The sequence below is a fragment of the Planococcus massiliensis genome (genome assembly GCF_000821325.1).
In the GTDB taxonomy this organism is placed as follows: Bacteria; Bacillota; Bacilli; order Bacillales_A; family Planococcaceae; genus Planococcus; species Planococcus ruber.
The window spans coordinates 199,211-218,666 of record NZ_CCXS01000001.1 but is presented as its reverse complement, the minus strand read 5'-3'; the positions used below and the strand labels follow the sequence as shown (position 1 = coordinate 218,666).

Below are 19,456 nucleotides of genomic sequence, written 5' to 3'. Positions count from 1 at the left end.
CCGGCAGCCTATCGACAGGCTGCCGGATCTTTTTCTTAGAAAGAAAATAAATGATTTTATTCGATTAAATTAAACTGGTAGCCCCGCCATACGCCAGGGCCAGCACAATGACGAATGCCGGATGAATTTTTCTGATTTCAAGCATCCAGTAGCTGACGACGATCAGCACGACCGTTTGAATTCCGCCAAAGGATTCCGTTGAAGTCATAAAAAATTGGAGCGTCATCGCGCCAAGCAATACGGCAATAAGCGGACGGATTAACTTGGTGATGTTTTTTACTTGCGGCGAATCCTTGTACTTCATTAAGGTTGCCATTAGGAGGAGCATCAAAAACAGCGAAGGCGCCACAGAAGCGAACAGACCGACAATAGACCCCAAGACGCCGCCTTCCATATACCCGATATAGCCGGCCATTTTCGTCGCAATCGGGCCCGGAAGCGCATTTCCAAAAGCCAATACTTCGCCAAATTCCTGCGTGCTCATCCATCCGTACCGATCCACCACTTCTTTTTCAACCAGCGGAATGGACGCCGGCCCTCCACCGTAGCCTAAAATTCCAGGAATAAAAAACGCCAGAAAAATGGACCAGTAGATCACTTTGCTCCCCCCTTCCTTTTTCGGGGCATTAACACAATCACTAAAATGCCAACAATCAAAAACGCCGGATGAATGTTCAGCACTTCCATCAATACGGCAAACACGACTGTTAACCCGACTGCCCGCTGCCAGCCAAGAGATTCTCCGGACTTTTTAAAGAAATCCCAGGTCATGACGGCCAACATCACGCCGACAACCGGAACCACAGCAGCGGACATGCCATTCACCCATTCGACGTCTTTAAATTGCTGCAGCATGCCCAGCAATAAAACCATCAGCAGCACTGTCGGAACGACCGAAGAAACTAATGCCACTAAACAGCCCATGAGGCCGTTCACCCGGTAGCCGATATAGCCGGCCATTTTCGTCGCAATCGGTCCAGGCATGGTGTTCGCCAACGCAAGGGTATCCCCGAATTCATCTTCGGTCATCCACTTGTACTTTTTCACCGCTTCCCGGTGAAAAAGCGGAATCGCAGACGGGCCGCCTCCGAACCCCAACATGCCGACACGGAAAAAGGCGGCAAAAATGTCGGCATTTGTTTGCAGGCCGGAAACGCTGCTTTTTTGCCCTTGTGTTTTATCTTCGCTTACCAAACAGCTATAGCTCCGTCTGTCCGCGCTTCTGTGCCGCCTGATAAAACGCCTGTTTCCGGATTGCGCCAAATAATCTGTCCTCGGCCGAACGCCCCGCCATCAGTGGAAGCTTGGATTTGATGGCCTTTTCGCGTTAAGGCCTGAGCTAAGTAATTCGGGAATTCCGGTTCAACCAAGACCGTTTTCCCTTCGATCCACTGCCACCTTGGCACATCAAGAGCCGCTTGCGGATTCAGTAAATAATCAATGGTGTTCGTGACGACTTGAAAATGCCCTTGCGGCTGCATATAGCCTCCCATCACCCCGAACGGGCCGACAGCTTTTCCGTTTTTCGTCAAAAATCCTGGAATGATGGTATGGTAAGTCCGTTTGCCGCCTTTTAAGACATTCGGATGCTCTTCTTCAAGAGAGAAATCAGCGCCTCGATTTTGAAGGCTGATGCCGGTGTCCGGAACAACAATTCCAGAGCCGAAGCCCATGTAATTGCTTTGGATATAGGAAATCATATTGCCTTCTTCATCCGCGGCCGATAAATAGACCGTGCCGCCTTTAGGCAATTCATAAGGAAACGGCAAAGAAGCATTTTCTCCAATGGTTTCAGCCCGTTTTGCGGCATATTCCTCCGACAGCAAATGCTCCACACTTACAGGCATTTCTTCCGGTTCGGTGATAAATTCCTTGCCGTCTGTAAAGGCCAGCTTCATCGCTTCAATTTGTTTGTGGTACGTCTTTGCATCTTGCCATTTCGGCTCCCCCAGTTTTTTGAAAATATTGAGGGCCATCAAGGCAACCATCCCCTGCCCATTCGGCGGGATCTCCCACACATCATACCCGCGGTAATTAACCGATACCGGATCTACCCATTCCGGTTTGAATGCCGCCAGATCTTCCGCCGCTAAAAAGCCTTTATGCTGCTGGACGTAATCGGTTATCTTTTTTGCAAGCGGCCCTTCATAAAATGAGCGGGCATCGGTTTCGCCGATTTCCCTCAACGTAGCTGCATGCCCGGGCGAAGTCCATACTTCCCCGATTTCGGGAGCTTTTCCGTTCGGCGCGAACGTATCAAACCATGCCTGGTATTCTTCGGTGGTAAAAGAAGCTTTAAATTTATCGTACGATAATTTCCAATATTTACCTAAAATCGGCGTTAATGGATATCCTTCTTCCGCATAGCGGATGGCCGGTTTTAATACCTCGGATAATGGGAGTTTTCCAAACTTGCGGGATAACTCTGCCCAGGCTGCCGGAGCGCCGGGAACCGTGATCGGCACTACGCCGTGCACTGGCATTTTGGTAAAACCGAGCGCTTTGACCGCTTCGGGTGAAATGTTTTTGGGTGATGGCCCTGAACTGTTTAATCCGTGCAGTTTGTCTTTTACCCAAACGAGCGCAAAGGCATCTCCGCCAATTCCATTCGAGGTCGGTTCTACGACTGTTAACGCAGCGGCAGCGGCAATCGCTGCATCGATCGCGTTTCCGCCATTGTGCATGATTTCAATTCCTGCTTGCGCAGCAAGCGGCTGGGACGTCGCCACCATTCCCTTTTTCGCAAATACCGTGTTCCGTTTTGAGCCGAACGGGTGCAATAAATAATCCATTGAAATACCTCCAGTATCAGAATAAAAGCCAGCTGCAGGGAAACATTCCCCGCACCCGGCTCACAGTTCTTCGCCAGCAAAATGGCATGCCGCGAAATGGTCTTTTTCTTGTTCGATAAAAGCGGGTTTCTCTACCTTGCAAATATCTTGCGCCATCGGGCAGCGTGTATGGAATACACAGCCGCTTGGAGGATTTGCCGGATTCGGCATATCGCCTACTAAGCGGATGCGTTCTCTTTTCGTGTTCATCTTCGGCCTTGGAATTGCAGACAGAAGCGCTCGAGTATAAGGGTGAAGCGGATGGCTGAAAATTTTCGACACATCGGCCATTTCCACCGTGTTGCCTAAATACATGACCAGCACGCGATCACAGAAATACCGTACAACTCCTAAATCGTGAGAAATGAATAAATAAGACAAGTTGTACTTTTCCTGCAAATTCTTCAACAATTTCAGCACCTGCGCCTGAACCGATACATCCAAAGCCGAAACCGCCTCATCGCAAATGATGAATTGCGGGTTTAAAGCGATGGCCCGTGCGATGCCGATCCGCTGCCGCTGTCCGCCGCTGAACTCATGGGGATAGCGGTCATAATGCTCCGCTTTTAGGCCGACTTCTCTCAGCAAATCGACCACGGCATCTTTTCTCTCCTGGGCCGGCATGTTGGTATGCATTTTAAACACTTCATCTAATGCATGGCCGACGCGCTGCCTTGGGTTCAAAGAAGCGTACGGATCTTGGAAAATCATTTGCATTTCTTTTACGAATTTCTTTTTTTCTTTCCTTTTTAAGTCCTGGATTTCCTCTTCATTGAAACTGATTTTGCCTTCAGTCAATTCCTCAAGGCCGAGAATGGTGCGGCCAAGAGTGGATTTTCCGCAGCCGGATTCGCCTACTACGCCAAGGCTTTCGCCTTTGTACAATTTTAAGGAGACAGATTCAACAGCCTTCACATTTCCTTGAACGCGTTTCAATACGCCGCCTCTAATGGGAAAATATTTTTTTACGCCTTCTAATTCTAACAAAACTTCACGCTCGGACGGCCACTTTGTTACGGTGTTCATGCAATTCGCCCTCCTTTTCAGCCAGCCAGCAATTCGTGCAATGCCCATCGGACACGGTAAATTCCGGCGGCGCCTCCACCTTACATTTATCCATAGCGAATTTGCAGCGCGGATGGAAGCGGCATCCTGAAATTTGTTCATTCAGCCCCGGCATGTTGCCTGGGATGGGTTCCAGTTCGAAATCGGGATCATCGACATTCGGCACTGAATTCAGCAAGCCGACGGTATATGGATGCTGCGGATTGTTGAAGATTTCTTCTACCGGCCCTTCTTCAATCTTCTTGCCCGCGTACATGACCATTACCCGGTTGGCAACTTCCGCCACGACGCCCATGTCGTGGGTGATCATCAACACACCCATATTGAGCTTTTCTTTTAAGTCGTTTATTAAGTCAAGAATCTGCGCTTGAATGGTGACATCCAGCGCCGTCGTCGGCTCGTCTGCAATCAGCAGGCTTGGATGGCAAGCCAGGGCCATCGCGATCATGACCCGCTGGCGCATGCCCCCACTCAATTCGTGCGGATATTGGTTCAAGCGTTTTTCCGGATTGGGAATTCCCACTTGGCGAAGCAATTCAATTCCTTGTTTGGATGCTTCCGCTTTTGAGATTTTGTGGTGCAAAAGCAAAGGCTCTCTCAACTGGTAGCCGATTGTCAGCACCGGATTCAATGCCGTCATCGGCTCCTGGAAAATCATCGATATTTTATTGCCCCGCAGCTTCCGCATCTGTTCATCTGAAAGCTTTTGGAGAGGTTCGTTGTCCAACAGGACCTCTCCGCTTTCAATGACTCCATTAGATGCCAGCAGGCGCATGATGGATAGCGACGTAATGCTTTTTCCGCATCCGGATTCTCCGACAATGCAAAGCGTTTCTCCTTTATCGACATGAAAAGAGACATCTTTAACCGCTTGCAATGAACCCTCAGATGTACGAAACGACGTCACTAAATTTTTCACTTCAAGTAATGCCTCTCTCATACTTTCCCCTACTCTCTTGTTACGTTATACAAGCTCCATTGCCCGTTTGGATCCATTTGCAATCCTTTGATCGATTGATCCGTAGCAGAAGTTACTACGCCGTGGTACATGACAACCGCCACGTCTTCTTTCAACAGGATTCCGTTCGCCTGGTTCAAGTATTTCTCACGTTCGGCCTGGTCTACAGTAGTGCGGGACTGCTCCACCAACTGATCAAATTCCGGGTTGCTGTACTGCGACATATTGGAAACGCCGACGTTGTCCGAATGGAAGTTCGGGTAAAGCATTTCGGAACCGTCGCCCGTTACGTTCGACCAGCTTAGGAAAGTAAGGTCGTAATTGCCCGCACGTGCAGTATCAAGGAAGGTTGCCCATTCCATTGTTTCAATTTCCACTTTAAATCCAGCTTCTGTTAACTGGGACTGGACGATTTCAGCCATTTGTACGAAAGTCCCGCGATTTGCGGCAAGCAATTTGACCGGCTCATCGCCAAATCCGTTTTCTTCCACTAGTTTTTTCGCAGCTTCAGGATCATAAGCCGTTGCGCCTGAGCTTGCCGCTTCACTGTATCCAAACAGTTTTGGCCCGATAATGCTGTCGTTTCTTACTGCCAACCCGTTCATCTGTTCAACGATGGCATCCCGATCTACGGCAGCGGCAATCGCTTTACGGAATTCCGGATTTTGCCCGCGTTCCGTGCTGTGGTTTGGAGACAGCCAATAAACCGGCGTTCCTTCTTGTTTCGTCACTTCTACATTTTTAATCGCCTCAATGCGCGACAATTGTTCTCCTGGCAACGCGTCAAGGAAATTAATTTCTCCTGTTTGCAGCATCGAAATAGCTGTTGAAACTTCCGGCACGACTTTGAAAGTCACTTTGCTCAAAGATGGTGCCCCGCCCCAATAATCTTCGTTCTTTTCAAGCACAATTTGGTCGCCGGTTGACCAGCTGACAAATTTGAATGGCCCTGTTCCTACGGGTTCTTTCATCAAGTCTTGTTTTTCATCAGCCGCTGGGGAAATAATAGAAGCATTTGAGTGAGACAATGCCGCTACCATTGAACCGTACGGGTATTTGGTTTTAATTTCGACCGTTGTTTCATCTACTGCGGTAATCTCTTCTACCGGCTCGAGCAGCGAAGCACGCGGTGCTGCAGTCGCTGGGTCACGCAATTTATCGAATGTGTATTTAACGGCTTCCGCATTGAACGGCGTTCCGTCTTGGAAAGTGATGCCTTCTTTTAATTTGATGGTCCAAGTCAATTCATCTGGATTCTCAAAAGATTCGGCGAGTTTTGGCACAAGTTCCAGTGTTTCCGGATCGCGTTCAAACAATGTTTCATAAACTTGTGAAATGACGCTCGATGAAGCGGAATCGTTTGTCAAAGTTGGCGAAAGTCCGACAGCGTCTGTCGTCGAACCGTAAATGACTTCTTGCCCTTCGGCCGGTGCAGTCGAACCTGATGAACCACTATTCGTGTTTTCCGCGCCTTCAGGAATCGTACTTTCTGAACATGCGCTCAATAAAATTATGCCAAGAACCGTTAAAAAAATGATCCAATACTTCTTCATCAATATTCCCCCATATGTTTTATTCTTGTAAATCCATGTTCGGATCAAGCGCATCCCGCAAGCCATCTCCGAGGACGTTAAATGCAAACACCGTCAGCATGATGGCAATGCCGGGAACAATCGTTAAATGCGGCGATGACCACATGAATGCCTGCCCCTGGGAAATCATGGCCCCCCATTCAGGCGTCGGCGGCTGAGCCCCAAGGCCTAAGTAGCTGAGTGAAGCGGTGGAAAGAATCGCGGTAGCCATCCGCATAGTCGCAAATACGATGATGGGAGCGGACGCATTCGGCAAGATGTGCCGAACCATGATCCGCAAATCGGAGGCCCCCATCGAACGCATTGCCATGATGTATTCCTTCTCTTTAATAGAAAGAACCGATCCGCGCACAATCCGTGCACACGTTGGAATTGACCAGATGCTGATGGCTATTGCCACATTCACAAGACTCGTGCCCAGAACGGCAATGATCAACATCGCAAGCAAGATTCCGGGAAAAGAAAACAACAGATCAACAAATCGCATAATGATTGCATCTAATTTCCGGTAATAGCCTGCCAGCAACCCAAGAACGATGCCGCCAACCAGGCCCAGCGCAACCGCTATACTTCCGACGACTAACGAAATGCGGGCGCCGAATACGATCCGGCTCCAGACGTCCCGGCCATAATTGTCGGTGCCGAGCCAGTGCTCGGGACTGAACATCGGCAATTCACTGGCAGCTAAGTTTTGCTTGATAGGGTCATGCGACGTAATCATTGGCGCAAACACTGCCATCGCTATTTGCAGCACAACAATGATCAAACCCAAAATGGCCAGTTTGTTTTTAAACAGCCGCTTCGCGGTAGTCACAATATATTTTTCACGTTTCTTTTCTTTCAGTTTGACTGTTTCAACCGTTGTCATAGCACTCCCCCCTTTTTATTCATATTTAATCCGCGGATCAATGTACGTATACACGATATCGACAATTAAATTGACGAGAACGAACAGTGTAGCGACGAGTAGGACCGAACCTTGCACCATTGGAAAGTCACGGGCTGCGATAGCATCAATCATCAAACGCCCAACGCCGTTGATGGCAAATACTTTTTCAGTGATGATCGTCCCGCCAAGCAGGAAACCGAAATTCAGTCCGATCACTGTGATAATTGGGATCATGGCATTTTTCAATGTATGGATCCAAATCACGCTTCTTTCTTTGACGCCTTTAGCACGTGCCGTCCGCACATAATCGGCCCGTATCACTTCAAGCATCGAACTTCTCGCCATTCGGGCAATCATGGCAGCGGAACCGGTGCCGAGCGTAATGGCCGGCAAAATCAATTCGCGAATGCCGTCGATCGTATAAAACGGATGCGCCATCCCCCCGACCGGCAGCCATTGCAGATTGACTGCGAAGACGAGAATCAGCAAAGCGCCCAGACAAAAGTTTGGAATGGAAATTCCGGCCAGTGCAAAAGTTGTCGCTGAGACGTCCAACCATGAATTTTGCTTCAATGCAGAAACCAGGCCCGTCAAAATGCCGATGATCACCGCTACGATCATACTGGCCACGGCCAGCTTCAGGGTATTCGGAAAACGGACGGCAATGGCATCCGCTACAGGTTGAGTCGTTTGGTAGGAGTACCCGAAATCTCCTTGGACAGCGTTGCCGAGATAGCGTGCATACTGAGCGAGGAACGGATCGTCCAATCCTAAATTTGCCCGTATTGCTGCGATATCTGTTTCTGTTGCTGTCGGTCCTCCGATAATAGCTGCCGGATCCCCTGGCGCTATGTACATGGATGAAAATACCAAAAAAGATATTCCTAAAAGCAAGAAGACTAACTGCAGTGTTCGACGAATAATTAGAGAAACCAAAATCTCACCCCCAAAAACATTTGTAAATCACTTATTTAATTTTGCTTAACAAAAGTAAATAATTTAATAAATCCGATTATAAGTTAAAAGAATATAAAAATCTATAAGAATTTTCGAAAAAGTAGTATTTCCCTATCCTTATGCAACATATTGAAGATAAATTTTGAAAATTTCTTACTTATTGTTCGCAAAGCCAGTGGTCTAATAATTATTTGTTAACCCTTTACGAAAGCGCTTCCAAAACATTTCGATTGGCAAAGAAAAAACCTCAAGCGACGGTGAATCGCTTCAGGTTCAACTATTTTTATGCAATTTCGTAGCCCATCCAAGAGAGGCAGGCCGCTTTTATAGTTTGAGTCCATTGCGGCTTTTGAAACGCCGCAAAAGAATATGGCTTTCTACACGCGTGATGCCTTCTAATGCATAGAGCTCTTCATTAATGAATTTTTCTAAATCGATAAAATCATCCACCAGCACATGCATGTGCAAAGTAGAAGGGCCGGTCATCTGATAGCAACTGGCTACACTCGGGTTGTCCGCCAATGCCTGAGCTACTTTAACGAGCGAGGCCGGCTCACAATCCACTTCAAAAAATCCCGAGACTTTCTTGCCCACTTTTTCGCTATTGATCACAACTGTAAACTTTTCTATAACGCCTTCTTCGGATAAATTATGGACGCGCTCCCGAACAGCAACTCTCGAAAGATTTAGTTCCTTGCCAATATCCACATAGGAGCAGCGTCCATTCACTGTCAGAAGTTCTAGTATTTTTTTATCGATCTCATCGAGTTTCATAAAACACCTCTATACTTATGTCTTGATTTGATTATAAGAGTTCCTCTTCCGTTTTGAAAGGCAAAATTTACTTTATTGCCCAATTCGGAACTGAGCAGGCAATTTCTATTGATCCAAATTTTTTTAGGGAAATGGGTTTCACCGCTTCCATGTGCCACTTTGGCGTCTTTTTCTTTTGTAAAATTATAAGAAGGAGAAAATGCTTTCTTTCCAGCGTCTTCTCCTTCTTTTTGTTTAAGCTTCTTCTAATAAAATATCATATGTTAACTAGTCGTATATCCGTAAATAACTTTTTTATAGAATTACCGCCTACTTACACCTTATAGATTTTCGTCCAATGGGATGAAGTAATGATCTTTCCGATAAGACGTTGCTTCCATCGTCGCCAACAGAGTTTCGCCATGAAAAATTTCCACGCGGTAAAATCCGATTCGGAAGTTCCGTTTGACCTCAGTCGCGCGAGCTGTCAGTTTATCGCCCGGCTTTGCAGATTCTATGAATTGAATGTTTGTTGACAGTCCGAAAGATGTTCTCCCATAGGCGTTGCAGGCGACGGAAAAAGCGTGATCCGCCAGCGTGTACATGACAGCTCCATGAACCGTGCCATAGGCATTGACCATATGACTCTGCACTTCCAGTACCGCCTCCGCAAAACCTGCTTCGAATCTTGTCAGTTCAATTCCCAATGACTGTGCGAATGGATCATTCTTCACTCGATTTAAAATCTCTTCATAATGCTTTGTATGGATTTCGTTTTCATCGATTCGTTTTTTCATGAGTTCTTTCTCCTTTGTCCATTCGATTTGTTCCGGCCATGTTCTTTATTAATATACCAATTGGGTCAATAACATATAAATCATCGTCCCGCCTGCGATCGACAGCAGCATCCTCCTTTTCCAATAATGGAGTGCAACGACGACCGCGACCGCGAAGAATTCAGGAAAACCACGATTCCCTGAACCCAGATCGATATCTTTCAGGCAATAAACGACCAGAAGGCCAATGACCGCTGCCGGCAGGACCCTGCCAAGATATTGTACATACACAGGGGTCGGCTTATGGGCCGGAAATACAAGGAACGGAAGAAAACGGGTCAGAACCGTCCCCAATACCACCATACCGACCGTCATGATTTGCTGTGTCAAGGTCATGGTCATACTGCTTCAACCTCCGTTTTCTCCAGTGGTTTCCGCAGGATTGTCAGAATGCCCAGGATGGCAATCATAGCTGGAATGATGAAGTTATCGCTTCCAAAAATAAATAGACTAACCACCGACAACCCTATCCCAATCACTGCACTTTGGCGCTGCGTTCCCTGCATCCACATTTCCAGGAAAATGACGACAAATAATGCGGTCATGACAAACTCCAGCCCTTCAGTATTAAAGGTGATATACGAACCGAACAAGCCGCCGATGGCCGAACCGATCACCCAATAGGCATGATTGAGCAGTGTTACAAAGAACATGAACCAGCCTTTATCCACTTCTTCCGGAATTTTTGAAGTGGAATTGATAGAAAACGATTCATCACACATTCCAAAGATCAAGTATGCCTTTTTCTTTCCCGTTCCTTTATACACATCCAACATGGACAGTCCATAAAATAAATGCCGGGCATTAACCATCAGCGTCAGCAATAAGGCACTGACCGGATTGAAAGAAAGCAACAGAAACGTTGCGGCAACGAATTCCATCGAGCCGGCAAAAATCAGGAAACTCATGAGAATCGGGTACAGGGCATTAAACCCCAACGAATGCATGTAGATTCCATAAGCGATCCCCAGAAACAAGAAGCCTGCCATAATCGGCAACGTCTTCGGATAAGCGAAACGGAACGCTGCTTTTATTTCGGTACGCTGTTTCAAGTGGTTCACATCCTTGTCCAGAAGGTTTATATTAGTTGTAACACAATGAATCCATACAATAAATAAAATAATTGTATGGATTACAATAAACTCCATGGAAGACGGGAAGATTACGATGCCAATTAATTCATTTGAACATTACACGCTGACGTGGAAACCAGATAAGAAAAAACTGGCGCGGCCTTATTATCAGTCCATTGCCTCGTTGCTTGAACAGGACATTGTCGCTGGCTTTTTAATGCCGGGGACCAAATTGCCGCCACAGCGCGAACTCGCAGATTTCCTTGACTTAAACTTCACCACGATTACAAGGGCGTATAAATTGTGTGAAATGAGAGGGCTGATTTATGCGATTACCGGAAACGGAACATTCGTGGCTCCGAACGCGGCTCAGTCCATCACCATTTCAACGGATCGGACAAAAAACTCCATTGATTTGGGCTTTGTAGCTTCCTTTGAACAAACCAACAGTGAACTGACAGAGACGATTCAAAAAGTTGCGAGCAAGAATTACCTGCCTGAACTGCTGAATTACAACGATCCGACCGGGCTTCCTCATCAAAAGGCGGTTGCCCTGAACTGGATGTCCGCTTTTGGCATTCAGGCAACCCCCGAACAGTTGGCCATCGTTTCCGGTGCGCAAAATGCCTTAGCTATTGCCCTGACCGCTTTGTTTGAGCCTGGAAACCGGATTGCCACCGACTTATATACCTATTCGAATTTCATTGAGCTGGCCAAACTTCTGCACATCCAGCTGGTGCCGGTTGCAGGCGACCAAGCGGGCATGTTGCCGGCTGCACTGGAAAAACAGTGCAGCCAGATTCAGGTTCACGGTATTTTCCTGATGCCTTCCTGTTCCAATCCAACAACTGTCATGATGACGGATACGAGAAAACAGGAACTGGCCAGCGTCATCCGAAGAAATAACCTGATCTTGATTGAAGATGATATGCACGCTTTTTTGACTGCGGGCATCTTGCCTGACTATCGGCAGCCGCTCTCAAATTTGGTCCCGGAAACAAGCGTCTATATTTGTGGCACTTCCAAGTCCATCTGTTCGGGCCTGCGCGTCGCCTATATTGTATTCGGCCAGCACATGCGGGAAATGATCCTCCGAACCATTTTCAATATCAATGTCAAAACATCTGCATTGGATGCTGAAATCGTCACCGAGCTGATTTTATCCGGAAAAGCTCAGCAAATCGCTTCTCAAAAGAAAGAGCTGGCGCAAATAGCGAATGAGTTATATTATGAATTTTTCCCTTCTGAAAAAAATAGCGGTCATCCCTTGAGCTTCTATCGTTGGCTCCCTATTCCACAGCAGGAAGATCCTTTGCAATTGGTTTCGGAGTTAACCAAAAACGGTATTCGGGTTTTTCATTCAAATCGTTTTCTGAGCGGACAACCGAATTCGGAACACTACCTGCGGATTGCGCTGTCGACGGCTTCTTCCATGGATGAGCTGGCGATAGGGTTAACGATATTGAAAGAACACCTGTTATAATGAAAGTATTCATAAAACAAATTATAAAAAATACAAAGGAAGAGAAAATGCTGATTAAATCGCATCTTCTCTTCCTTTTTTTGAACAGCTTCCGATAAAACCTATGATATGTAAACCTGTTTCCTGCTCAAACTTCGAACTAAAGATTAAATAATTGGAGCACACTAAAGCTAAAATTCAAATTACTGGAAAGTTCACTAGACAACCTGTTAAGACACGGCTTTGAGTCCGACCACTCCAACCATAATGATTATAAGACTTATTATTCTTCCCCTGCTTTTCGATTCGTGAAAGAATATCATGTTGATCAATACAGCAGAAGCGGTACCAATGCCGGTCCATACAGCATATGCAATGCTTACCTGTAAGTAAGTAAATGAAGCATACAGGAAGATAAAGGCACTGCCAAACCCACCAAAAAACAGGAGAGTATTAGCCACAGACTTTTTCTCACTGAATTTTTTCAAACCAATGACACCAATTAATTCTAATAATGCCGCTACGATTACAAAAGTCCATCCCATTTCAGTTTGTCCCCTTTCCTGACAAAGTGTTCGAATCGTTATCAGCCAATTTTAGTGAAATTACCCCTACAATTATGACTGTGATAAAGAATCCCTTTAATAAGCTAAAGCTTCCTCCAAACAAAAATATATCCATTAGTGCCGTGCCAATAGTCCCGGCAGCGGCAAAGATGGCATACACAGTACCCGTCGGCAACGTTTCGCATGCTTTGGACAAAAATAAAAAGTCCAGTAAAATTATTGGAATAATTATCGCCCAGTGCCACTAGGAAGTGGCTACATTAAAACCAAAAATCCAAAACAATTCAAATATGCTAGTTAATATTACATATAACCATGCTTTTTCCATCTACAATGACTCCTTAAAGTTCCTATTTTTACTTACCGCAAATGAATGAATGTCATTCATTTTTGGGGATAAAAGCGCTATAAGGGAAGACTTAAAGCGCGAAAAATCATTTTTTGCAGTTCCTCTCGAAATTCTTTGATTTTTGCCGGATCTTGTTCGTTGAAAAGGTAATTTTGTTCCGCAGCTGCTTCAATCATACCGATTAAAATCCGAGCCATGTACTCAATTTTTATACCCGAAGGGATTGCGTTTGATTCCTGAGCGATGGTTAAAAGATTTTCTACCCACTGGTAAACTGGAAGATAGATCAACTCCCAATCTTTTAAATGGCTAGTTTGCGTGAGTCCGGAGTACATCAAGATAGTGAGATCTTTGTTTTCTGCTGTAAACTCAAATAATGCGTTTATGATTTCGGTTAACTGTTGGGCAATATCTTTAGAATGTACATTCCGTTTAAGTGAATCTTCCATTTTACCCACTAATATTTCAGCAATTGCCGGCATTAATGCCATTTTGGAAGGGAAATATAAATAAAATGTCCCTTGGGCAATACCCGCTTCTTTCACAATATCTGAAATGGTGGTTTTCTCAATTCCCTTTTGTCTAAACACCGAAATCGCAGCCGAAATAATCTTATCTTTTTTGTTCATATAACCCTCCATTATGAATGACTGTCATTCATTTTTTATTTATTTTACACTTTTTATTATAAAAATCAAATATAAAAATAACCAAGGCGTCTGTGAATCACCTTACAATCAGTAAAAACCAGGTACTAGAGTGCCAAATTGAGAATGGTTTAGCGCGAATCAAACGATAAAAAATGAGAATCTCTAAACGAGTTAGGAAAGAAAGAAGCTGCGTTATTGCTTCTTTCCATCCAATTAGGGGTGGTATGTACACTAAAAATATGTTCCATGTATCATGTTCTTTGAATGAATATGGTATTCTCTTAAGTAACTGGAAGAACCACTATAATTCCATGACTAATACTTTTAAGCTGAGGGAGAATAATGGGAAATTTAAATCATCTAATATGTGAAAAGAGATCTTATCAAAAAGAGTTTGCGTCTCACCATCATGAATTTGGCCAATTCCTTTTCCCCTTGGAAGGATCATTGGACATTAAAACGAAGTGGCAGGAGATTAAGCTTAATTCCGAATACTGTTTCTATCTCCCGCCTAAATTGGAACATGACTACCGCTCCATGGATCGCAATGAATTTTTAATCTTAGACATTCCATTGCCCTATTTGCCCGAGCATACAGAACATATGCATGTTCAATTGGATAATCAGTGGTCGGCTATTCGGTATTTGTTATTGGAAGAGGCAACGGGCCAGGATAACCCATCAGCTCTGGCAAATTTGGTTCACTATGTGGTCAGCAAACTCCAAACCGCTAATCCCGCCTCCATTGACTACATCCACAACCATTTCAAAGAACCGATCACATTGGACACCTTAGCGAAACTGGAGCATTACCATCCTGTCTACTACTCGTCCTGGTTCAAGAAACGGACGGGAAAAAGCGTGAAAAACTATATAACTGAACTGCGCTTGAACGAGTCCAAAAGCCTCTTGGTATCGACAAGTTGGTCCATGTCGAGAATCAGTGAAGAAGTCGGATTTGAGAATTCCTCTTCGTTTACTCGATGGTTTAGAAATAGCGAAGGCGTAGCTCCACAGAAGTATCGAATTCTTAATAATGGATAAAAGGGACATTAAACTCGGTAAAGAAAATTTCTCGTGAATTTTCTAAAATGGGTCTAATGTCTTTTTTCTTTTTTATTGAATTAAATAAAAGAAAGATGCCGTTGTACTGGCAACAAGCATATTAGACTTGAGGTGAAACGACATGCATCGAAGTTCTTTATTTGAAAACGACGTACCAGCAGCCCTCACTCCTACTTACTTGATGGGGAGATAGCTGCATCCATCTCTCCATCAGGGCATCTAAAGCCTGAATAAAAATGGAGGGTACAAGAATGAAACAGACACTTATCGGTTCTTTCTATTTAATATTAGCATCAAGCATCTGGGGAGGCATGTACGTTGTCGTGAAAGTAGTAGTGGCCGTCATCCCGCCATTGGAACTTGTATGGATGCGCTATTTGATTGCATTGGCTGCTCTGGTCATTATTGGATTAGTGACGCGGCAGAATTGGCGAATCAGCAGACGACACGTCGGCATCATTATTGTCATTTCCATTGTAGGATATGTCATTTCGATTGTGACACAGGAAACAGGCACGATGCTTTCTACTGCCCAGATGGGTGCAATCATAACGGCGACAACACCTGCATTTATGGTATTGTTCGCCAGTTTGATCCTCAAAGAACGCCTGACCATGAAAAAGGCGATTTCCGTCAGTTTGGCCACAATTGGTGTGCTTGCCATTGTTGGCATTGATAATCTCGACATGTCCAGCATGCTTGGCGGCATTTCCTTAGTGATTGCCGCTTTAACTTGGGCGTTGATGTCTGTACTCGTCAAAAAGATACCGAATGACTATTCGCAGATTATAGTGACAACCTATGCGACGGCAATTGCCGTAGTGGTTCTGACGCCTTTTGTGATTCCCCGATTGCCGCAAATGGAGGTAACGGATTTAAGTGACCCCACCATATGGGGTGGATTGCTTTATTTAGGAATCATTTCGACATCCCTTGCCTTTCTATTATGGAACCGAGGCCTGCAGATGCTGAATGCCTCCAGCGGCGGAGTTTTCTTTTTCTTCCAGCCCGTTGTCGGAACCTTGCTGGGCTGGCTAGTCCTTGGTGAAACCATCAGTATGATGTTTTGGGTCGGTGCTGTTTTAATCTTTTTAGGGGTGCTGCTTGTCATTACCGATAAGCAAGAAGAACAACAGCTATTGAGCCCTGCTTTATCTCAAAAAACAACGTAAGACGAAGAACTTTTAGGAGGCAATAAAATGGCAACGTTCGATGATTTTGAACAGATTGATATACGGGTTGGTGAAATCACCCGAGCAGAAGAATTCCCGAAAGCCAGAAAGCCCGCCTATAAACTGTGGGTGGACTTTGGGGAAGAGATCGGAGTTAAACAAAGCAGTGCCCAAATAACCGACTGTTACCGGTTGGATGAATTGGTCGGTAAGCAAGTGTTGGGCGTCGTGAACTTTCCTCCAATGAAAGTAGCCGGTTTCAGTTCCGAAGCGTTGGTAATGGGTGTCTATTCCGAACAAGGAGTTGTTCTGATTGAACCCCAACAAAAAGTAAAAAAAGGTGACCGATTGGGTTAAGCTTTTACTCTTAATAATACAAAGAAAGATACAAATGGAATTACACTTCCATTTGTATCTTTTCGTTTAGTTAAAAGTTGTTAGAAAGTGTTCGTAAAAGTAGACTCATCTAAACAAAAAAAGGGAAATAACTTATTAGTTACTTCCCTTTCGATAAGTTTTGATATGTAAACTTCGTTTTAGCTTTTTTAATCATAGATTAAGAAAAAACGACTTATGAATAAACCCTTTTTCCCCTCAATCCAACTTAAGAGTTTGATTGAACGACTTTGAAAACTGCCTGTTCCGCTGATTGAAGGGCGCCTTCCAGATGCCCGCTAAACTGAGCGTTCGTCTCTGTACCGGCAAAGACCACTTTCTCGTCCCAGCTGCCTGCTGCCGGTGGTTGCCCATAGCTGCTGTAGTTCTTGAAAGGGCTGGAGTCTTCCTCAACTGCTGTTTCTGAATCGCTCGCCCAATCTTTATATAAAATCGCCAGTGGATTTTCGGCTTCCTTTCCGAAGAGCTTGACCAACTGGCTTTCAACCAATCTTATGACTTTTTCTTGTCCCATCTGTTCACGTACTTCCGCAGGTATACCAAAGAAACCAAACAGCGCACCTGCACCATCTGCAGGGGAAGCATCATAAATTTCCTGCATCGGACCAGCAGAACTCAACACAAGTCCGGAAAGACCCGATTTTCTCCAGAAAGGTGTGTCGTAAACGGCAACGGCCTTAGCCTGTGACCCCATCCACGTAGGTTTTTCTGCAATATCCGCGAGCAGATCCGATGGAAGGGATGGAGCAAATTCAATGTGCCGCGCCACTAGACGAGGCGGCAAGGCTAATATGACTGCTGCCGCAGGGAGGTGTTCCACTGCCCCATTCGCTTGTTCAGCTTCGACCGTCACATTCCCGTCTTCATCCATGCGAATCTTTTTGGCCCGTATTTGCAGCTTAATCGTTTCTGGCGGAAGTGACTCTGCCAACGCATCGATAAGCGATTGAATGCCTCCCGTTAACCGGACACCCCTTTCATCCATATTCTCCTGCAGTACACAGCGCTCTGGCGGTTTGATCTGGAATCGCTCCACCAGCATGTCTCCGTCATTATGCTGGGTAAACGTCTCTAAGTCCAATTCTTTAACAAGTGCCGCCATTTGCGGTTCGTACTGGGGCCAGAACCATGTGGGGCCAAGGTCGAATCGGCCCAGGTCCGGTCTGTTCGGAACAGAAGCACTCAAAGCCCTCCCGCCAATTCGGTCTCTTGCCTCTAAAACTCGGCAATCAATGCCTTTTTCAGTTAATAATGATGCAGTGCGCAGGCCACTTAAACCTGCACCGATGATGACTACTGGATTGTTCATGCATTTTCCCCCTCCTGACACGATGTGAGTAAAGTAACTTAAGGAGTATCATAACATTTTAAGAAAAACAGGCAACATCAATATGCAGAATTTTAAAGCACTTCTAAAGAGGAAATTATAAAGCGGGAATAAACAAAAAACGGCTACTTTCTCCCTTCCCTCCTATAGTACTTTCGTCAAAATAAACTTATCCAGATATAAGAAGAGAAAATGTGGTGCTGATTTTCCATAGATCAGAATGAGGCGCCTAAAAGGAGCACGTAGCCTACATGATTCTCGAGACTCCTTAAAAGTATAAGTTCATGGAAATATTTTTACATGCTAGTTTTTCTTTTCTACACTTTCTAGAAATAAATCCTGAAGTTCTCCTTTAGCATCCATAGAGCTCAGGAGTATTTTAAGGTCTAAGGAATCGCCATTGTCTATAAGGTATTGTTAAATCAATAATTGCTTGTATTAGTGAAATCTCCCTAGTCATTACTTGCTCTCTTTTGCTATCTTAATATGTTAATGTTTAGTATAGACGCTACAGTGATAAAAGTTGGGGGAAGAAGCAATGAATGAGCGTGACTGGCTTATTTTAAAGACACTTTATGAAAAAAAAAACATCACCAAAACGGCTGAAAGTTTGTATGTATCTCAGCCTTCTATCACTAAAAGAATCCAGCAAATCGAACAGGAATACGGGCGTACCCTTGTCGTACGCGGTACAAAAGGTGTTCAGTTCACTCCTGAAGGCGAATATTTAGCCAAATGCGCAGACGAAATGCTTGAGCGCCTCTATCATATTAAAGACCAGGTCCTGAATATCGGCCTAGAAGTCAGCGGAACTTTACGGCTAGGCGTTTCAAATTATATTACGAGGCATAAACTGCCTCTCCTTTTGAAACTTTTCGGGGAACGATTCCCAAAAGTGAATTACAAAGTGAGCACCGGATGGAGCCGGGACGTTTTTAATCTTGCTTATAATCAGGAAGTTCATGTTGGAATTGTACGCGGTGACTATAATTGGTCTGGACCAAAACATCTCTTATTCGAAGAAAAGCTTTGTGTTGTATCCAAGGAGTATGTTGGGCTGCACGAATTGCCTTTCATGCCAAGAATCGAATACGAAACAGATAATCTGTTAAAAACTACGATTGATAATTGGTGGACCGGCACATTCTCTCAGCCTCCCTTACTCGGAATGGAAGTGGACAAAGCGGATACCTGCAAAGAAATGGTGCTGAATGGCCTTGGATACGGTATCCTCCCCAGTGTCCTTATTGAAAATCATGACGACCTTTATCTAATCAACTTAGAAGATGAATCCGGAAATCCATTAGTCAGAAGAACCTGGTTGCTCTATCGTGAAGAAACTCTCCAATCGAAAGCCGCAAATGAATTTGTACAATTTGTCCGCACAATCGATTTTAAAAATTCGCTTTAAAAGAGCGTGGATTCGTCCCACGCTCTTTTTTTGCTGGAAATTCTTCTCTTCTGGTCTCTGCCATTTCTTTTTCTTATGGCTGGCCATCCACAATCAGTATTTTT

At 45.0% G+C, this 19,456-nt stretch carries 20 protein-coding genes and 1 pseudogene; 5 read left to right on the top strand and 16 right to left on the bottom strand.

Annotated features, from left to right (window positions below; genetic code table 11):
- Positions 1 to 64 precede the first annotated feature (64 nt).
- The 12 genes from BN1080_RS01045 to azlC form a co-directional block, all read right to left on the bottom strand.
- A complete protein-coding gene (locus BN1080_RS01045; protein ID WP_052649727.1) occupies positions 65 to 598 on the bottom strand; it encodes a chromate transporter in 534 nt (177 codons plus the stop codon).
- Entirely contained in the window at positions 595 to 1,101 is a 507-nt protein-coding gene (locus tag BN1080_RS01040; protein WP_052654296.1) for a chromate transporter, read from the bottom strand. The genes BN1080_RS01045 and BN1080_RS01040 overlap by 4 nt, the downstream gene beginning before the upstream one ends.
- Before the next feature lie 86 nt (positions 1,102 to 1,187).
- Complete coding sequence (locus BN1080_RS01035) at positions 1,188 to 2,792, bottom strand: gamma-glutamyltransferase family protein (protein ID WP_052649725.1); 1,605 nt, start codon at positions 2,790 to 2,792, stop codon at positions 1,188 to 1,190.
- A gap of 60 nt (positions 2,793 to 2,852) precedes the next feature.
- Positions 2,853 to 3,857, bottom strand: coding sequence for an ABC transporter ATP-binding protein (locus BN1080_RS01030; protein WP_052649723.1), 1,005 nt, complete (start codon positions 3,855 to 3,857; stop codon positions 2,853 to 2,855).
- Positions 3,823 to 4,836, bottom strand: coding sequence for an ABC transporter ATP-binding protein (locus BN1080_RS01025; protein WP_052649721.1), 1,014 nt, complete (start codon positions 4,834 to 4,836; stop codon positions 3,823 to 3,825). Before BN1080_RS01025 ends, BN1080_RS01030 begins: the two co-directional genes overlap by 35 nt.
- A gap of 8 nt (positions 4,837 to 4,844) precedes the next feature.
- Positions 4,845 to 6,407 (bottom strand): ABC transporter substrate-binding protein, encoded by a 1,563-nt coding sequence (locus BN1080_RS01020; RefSeq protein ID WP_199876566.1) that lies wholly within the window; start codon positions 6,405 to 6,407, stop codon positions 4,845 to 4,847.
- Positions 6,408 to 6,426: 19 nt separating this feature from the next.
- Positions 6,427 to 7,314 (bottom strand): ABC transporter permease, encoded by an 888-nt coding sequence (locus BN1080_RS01015; protein ID WP_052649719.1) that lies wholly within the window; start codon positions 7,312 to 7,314, stop codon positions 6,427 to 6,429.
- A gap of 15 nt (positions 7,315 to 7,329) precedes the next feature.
- A complete protein-coding gene (locus tag BN1080_RS01010) occupies positions 7,330 to 8,271 on the bottom strand; it encodes an ABC transporter permease (protein ID WP_052649718.1) in 942 nt (313 codons plus the stop codon).
- A 345-nt stretch (positions 8,272 to 8,616) separates the two neighbouring features.
- Positions 8,617 to 9,066, bottom strand: a complete 450-nt coding sequence (locus tag BN1080_RS01005; protein ID WP_052649716.1) for an Lrp/AsnC family transcriptional regulator — start codon at positions 9,064 to 9,066, stop codon at positions 8,617 to 8,619.
- Positions 9,067 to 9,386: 320 nt separating this feature from the next.
- Positions 9,387 to 9,842 carry a PaaI family thioesterase gene (locus tag BN1080_RS01000; protein ID WP_052649714.1) on the bottom strand — a complete coding sequence of 152 codons (456 nt, stop codon included), beginning with the start codon at positions 9,840 to 9,842 and terminating at the stop codon, positions 9,387 to 9,389.
- Positions 9,843 to 9,890: 48 nt separating this feature from the next.
- Positions 9,891 to 10,223: a branched-chain amino acid transporter permease gene (locus tag BN1080_RS00995; protein WP_052649712.1), complete on the bottom strand. Its 333-nt coding sequence runs from the start codon at positions 10,221 to 10,223 to the stop codon at positions 9,891 to 9,893.
- Positions 10,220 to 10,963 (bottom strand): azaleucine resistance protein AzlC, encoded by a 744-nt coding sequence (gene azlC / locus BN1080_RS00990; RefSeq protein WP_407674795.1) that lies wholly within the window; start codon positions 10,961 to 10,963, stop codon positions 10,220 to 10,222. The genes BN1080_RS00995 and azlC overlap by 4 nt, the downstream gene beginning before the upstream one ends.
- An 85-nt stretch (positions 10,964 to 11,048) precedes the next feature.
- Here azlC and BN1080_RS00985 point away from each other — a divergent pair, with 85 nt between their 5' ends.
- Positions 11,049 to 12,437, top strand: a complete 1,389-nt coding sequence (locus BN1080_RS00985) for an aminotransferase-like domain-containing protein (RefSeq protein WP_052649708.1) — start codon at positions 11,049 to 11,051, stop codon at positions 12,435 to 12,437.
- Between the two features lie 209 nt (positions 12,438 to 12,646).
- On the opposite strand, the gene BN1080_RS00980 is transcribed toward BN1080_RS00985, so the two are convergent.
- The 3 genes and pseudogenes from BN1080_RS00980 to BN1080_RS00975 form a co-directional block, all read right to left on the bottom strand.
- Positions 12,647 to 12,961: a DMT family transporter gene (locus BN1080_RS00980; RefSeq protein WP_052649706.1), complete on the bottom strand. Its 315-nt coding sequence runs from the start codon at positions 12,959 to 12,961 to the stop codon at positions 12,647 to 12,649.
- A gap of 1 nt (position 12,962) precedes the next feature.
- Positions 12,963 to 13,310 (bottom strand): annotated as a pseudogene (locus BN1080_RS16910) (DMT family transporter).
- A gap of 77 nt (positions 13,311 to 13,387) precedes the next feature.
- Positions 13,388 to 13,960, bottom strand: coding sequence for a TetR/AcrR family transcriptional regulator (locus BN1080_RS00975; RefSeq protein WP_052649704.1), 573 nt, complete (start codon positions 13,958 to 13,960; stop codon positions 13,388 to 13,390).
- Between the two features lie 558 nt (positions 13,961 to 14,518).
- Here BN1080_RS00975 and BN1080_RS00970 point away from each other — a divergent pair.
- The 3 genes from BN1080_RS00970 to BN1080_RS00960 all read left to right on the top strand — a co-directional run bounded on the left by BN1080_RS00970 (position 14,519) and on the right by BN1080_RS00960 (position 16,575).
- Positions 14,519 to 15,025: a helix-turn-helix transcriptional regulator gene (locus BN1080_RS00970; protein ID WP_234398902.1), complete on the top strand. Its 507-nt coding sequence runs from the start codon at positions 14,519 to 14,521 to the stop codon at positions 15,023 to 15,025.
- Between the two features lie 272 nt (positions 15,026 to 15,297).
- Positions 15,298 to 16,218 carry a DMT family transporter gene (locus BN1080_RS00965; RefSeq protein ID WP_052649700.1) on the top strand — a complete coding sequence of 307 codons (921 nt, stop codon included), beginning with the start codon at positions 15,298 to 15,300 and terminating at the stop codon, positions 16,216 to 16,218.
- A 27-nt stretch (positions 16,219 to 16,245) separates the two neighbouring features.
- Positions 16,246 to 16,575, top strand: coding sequence for a tRNA-binding protein (locus BN1080_RS00960; RefSeq protein WP_052649699.1), 330 nt, complete (start codon positions 16,246 to 16,248; stop codon positions 16,573 to 16,575).
- Between the two features lie 247 nt (positions 16,576 to 16,822).
- On the opposite strand, the gene BN1080_RS00955 is transcribed toward BN1080_RS00960, so the two are convergent.
- A complete protein-coding gene (locus tag BN1080_RS00955; protein ID WP_052649697.1) occupies positions 16,823 to 17,923 on the bottom strand; it encodes a flavin monoamine oxidase family protein in 1,101 nt (366 codons plus the stop codon).
- A 556-nt stretch (positions 17,924 to 18,479) separates the two neighbouring features.
- Here BN1080_RS00955 and BN1080_RS00950 point away from each other — a divergent pair.
- Positions 18,480 to 19,352, top strand: coding sequence for a LysR family transcriptional regulator (locus BN1080_RS00950; protein WP_052649696.1), 873 nt, complete (start codon positions 18,480 to 18,482; stop codon positions 19,350 to 19,352).
- The last annotated feature ends 104 nt before the right edge of the window (positions 19,353 to 19,456 follow it).

Coding starts and splice junctions, on each gene's coding strand:
- BN1080_RS01030 (WP_052649723.1), bottom strand. CDS start 3,857: ATGAACACCGTAACAAAGTGGCCGTCCGAGCGTGAAGTTTTGTTAGAA.
- BN1080_RS00960 (WP_052649699.1), top strand. CDS start 16,246: ATGGCAACGTTCGATGATTTTGAACAGATTGATATACGGGTTGGTGAA.
- BN1080_RS00965 (WP_052649700.1), top strand. CDS start 15,298: ATGAAACAGACACTTATCGGTTCTTTCTATTTAATATTAGCATCAAGC.
- BN1080_RS00995 (WP_052649712.1), bottom strand. CDS start 10,223: ATGACCATGACCTTGACACAGCAAATCATGACGGTCGGTATGGTGGTA.
- BN1080_RS01005 (WP_052649716.1), bottom strand. CDS start 9,066: ATGAAACTCGATGAGATCGATAAAAAAATACTAGAACTTCTGACAGTG.
- BN1080_RS01025 (WP_052649721.1), bottom strand. CDS start 4,836: ATGAGAGAGGCATTACTTGAAGTGAAAAATTTAGTGACGTCGTTTCGT.
- BN1080_RS00980 (WP_052649706.1), bottom strand. CDS start 12,961: ATGGGATGGACTTTTGTAATCGTAGCGGCATTATTAGAATTAATTGGT.
- BN1080_RS01020 (WP_199876566.1), bottom strand. CDS start 6,407: ATGAAGAAGTATTGGATCATTTTTTTAACGGTTCTTGGCATAATTTTA.
- BN1080_RS00950 (WP_052649696.1), top strand. CDS start 18,480: ATGAATGAGCGTGACTGGCTTATTTTAAAGACACTTTATGAAAAAAAA.
- BN1080_RS00985 (WP_052649708.1), top strand. CDS start 11,049: ATGCCAATTAATTCATTTGAACATTACACGCTGACGTGGAAACCAGAT.
- BN1080_RS00955 (WP_052649697.1), bottom strand. CDS start 17,923: ATGAACAATCCAGTAGTCATCATCGGTGCAGGTTTAAGTGGCCTGCGC.
- BN1080_RS01035 (WP_052649725.1), bottom strand. CDS start 2,792: ATGGATTATTTATTGCACCCGTTCGGCTCAAAACGGAACACGGTATTT.
- BN1080_RS01000 (WP_052649714.1), bottom strand. CDS start 9,842: ATGAAAAAACGAATCGATGAAAACGAAATCCATACAAAGCATTATGAA.
- BN1080_RS00970 (WP_234398902.1), top strand. CDS start 14,519: ATGGATCGCAATGAATTTTTAATCTTAGACATTCCATTGCCCTATTTG.
- BN1080_RS01015 (WP_052649719.1), bottom strand. CDS start 7,314: ATGACAACGGTTGAAACAGTCAAACTGAAAGAAAAGAAACGTGAAAAA.
- BN1080_RS01040 (WP_052654296.1), bottom strand. CDS start 1,101: ATGTTGGGGTTCGGAGGCGGCCCGTCTGCGATTCCGCTTTTTCACCGG.
- BN1080_RS00975 (WP_052649704.1), bottom strand. CDS start 13,960: ATGAACAAAAAAGATAAGATTATTTCGGCTGCGATTTCGGTGTTTAGA.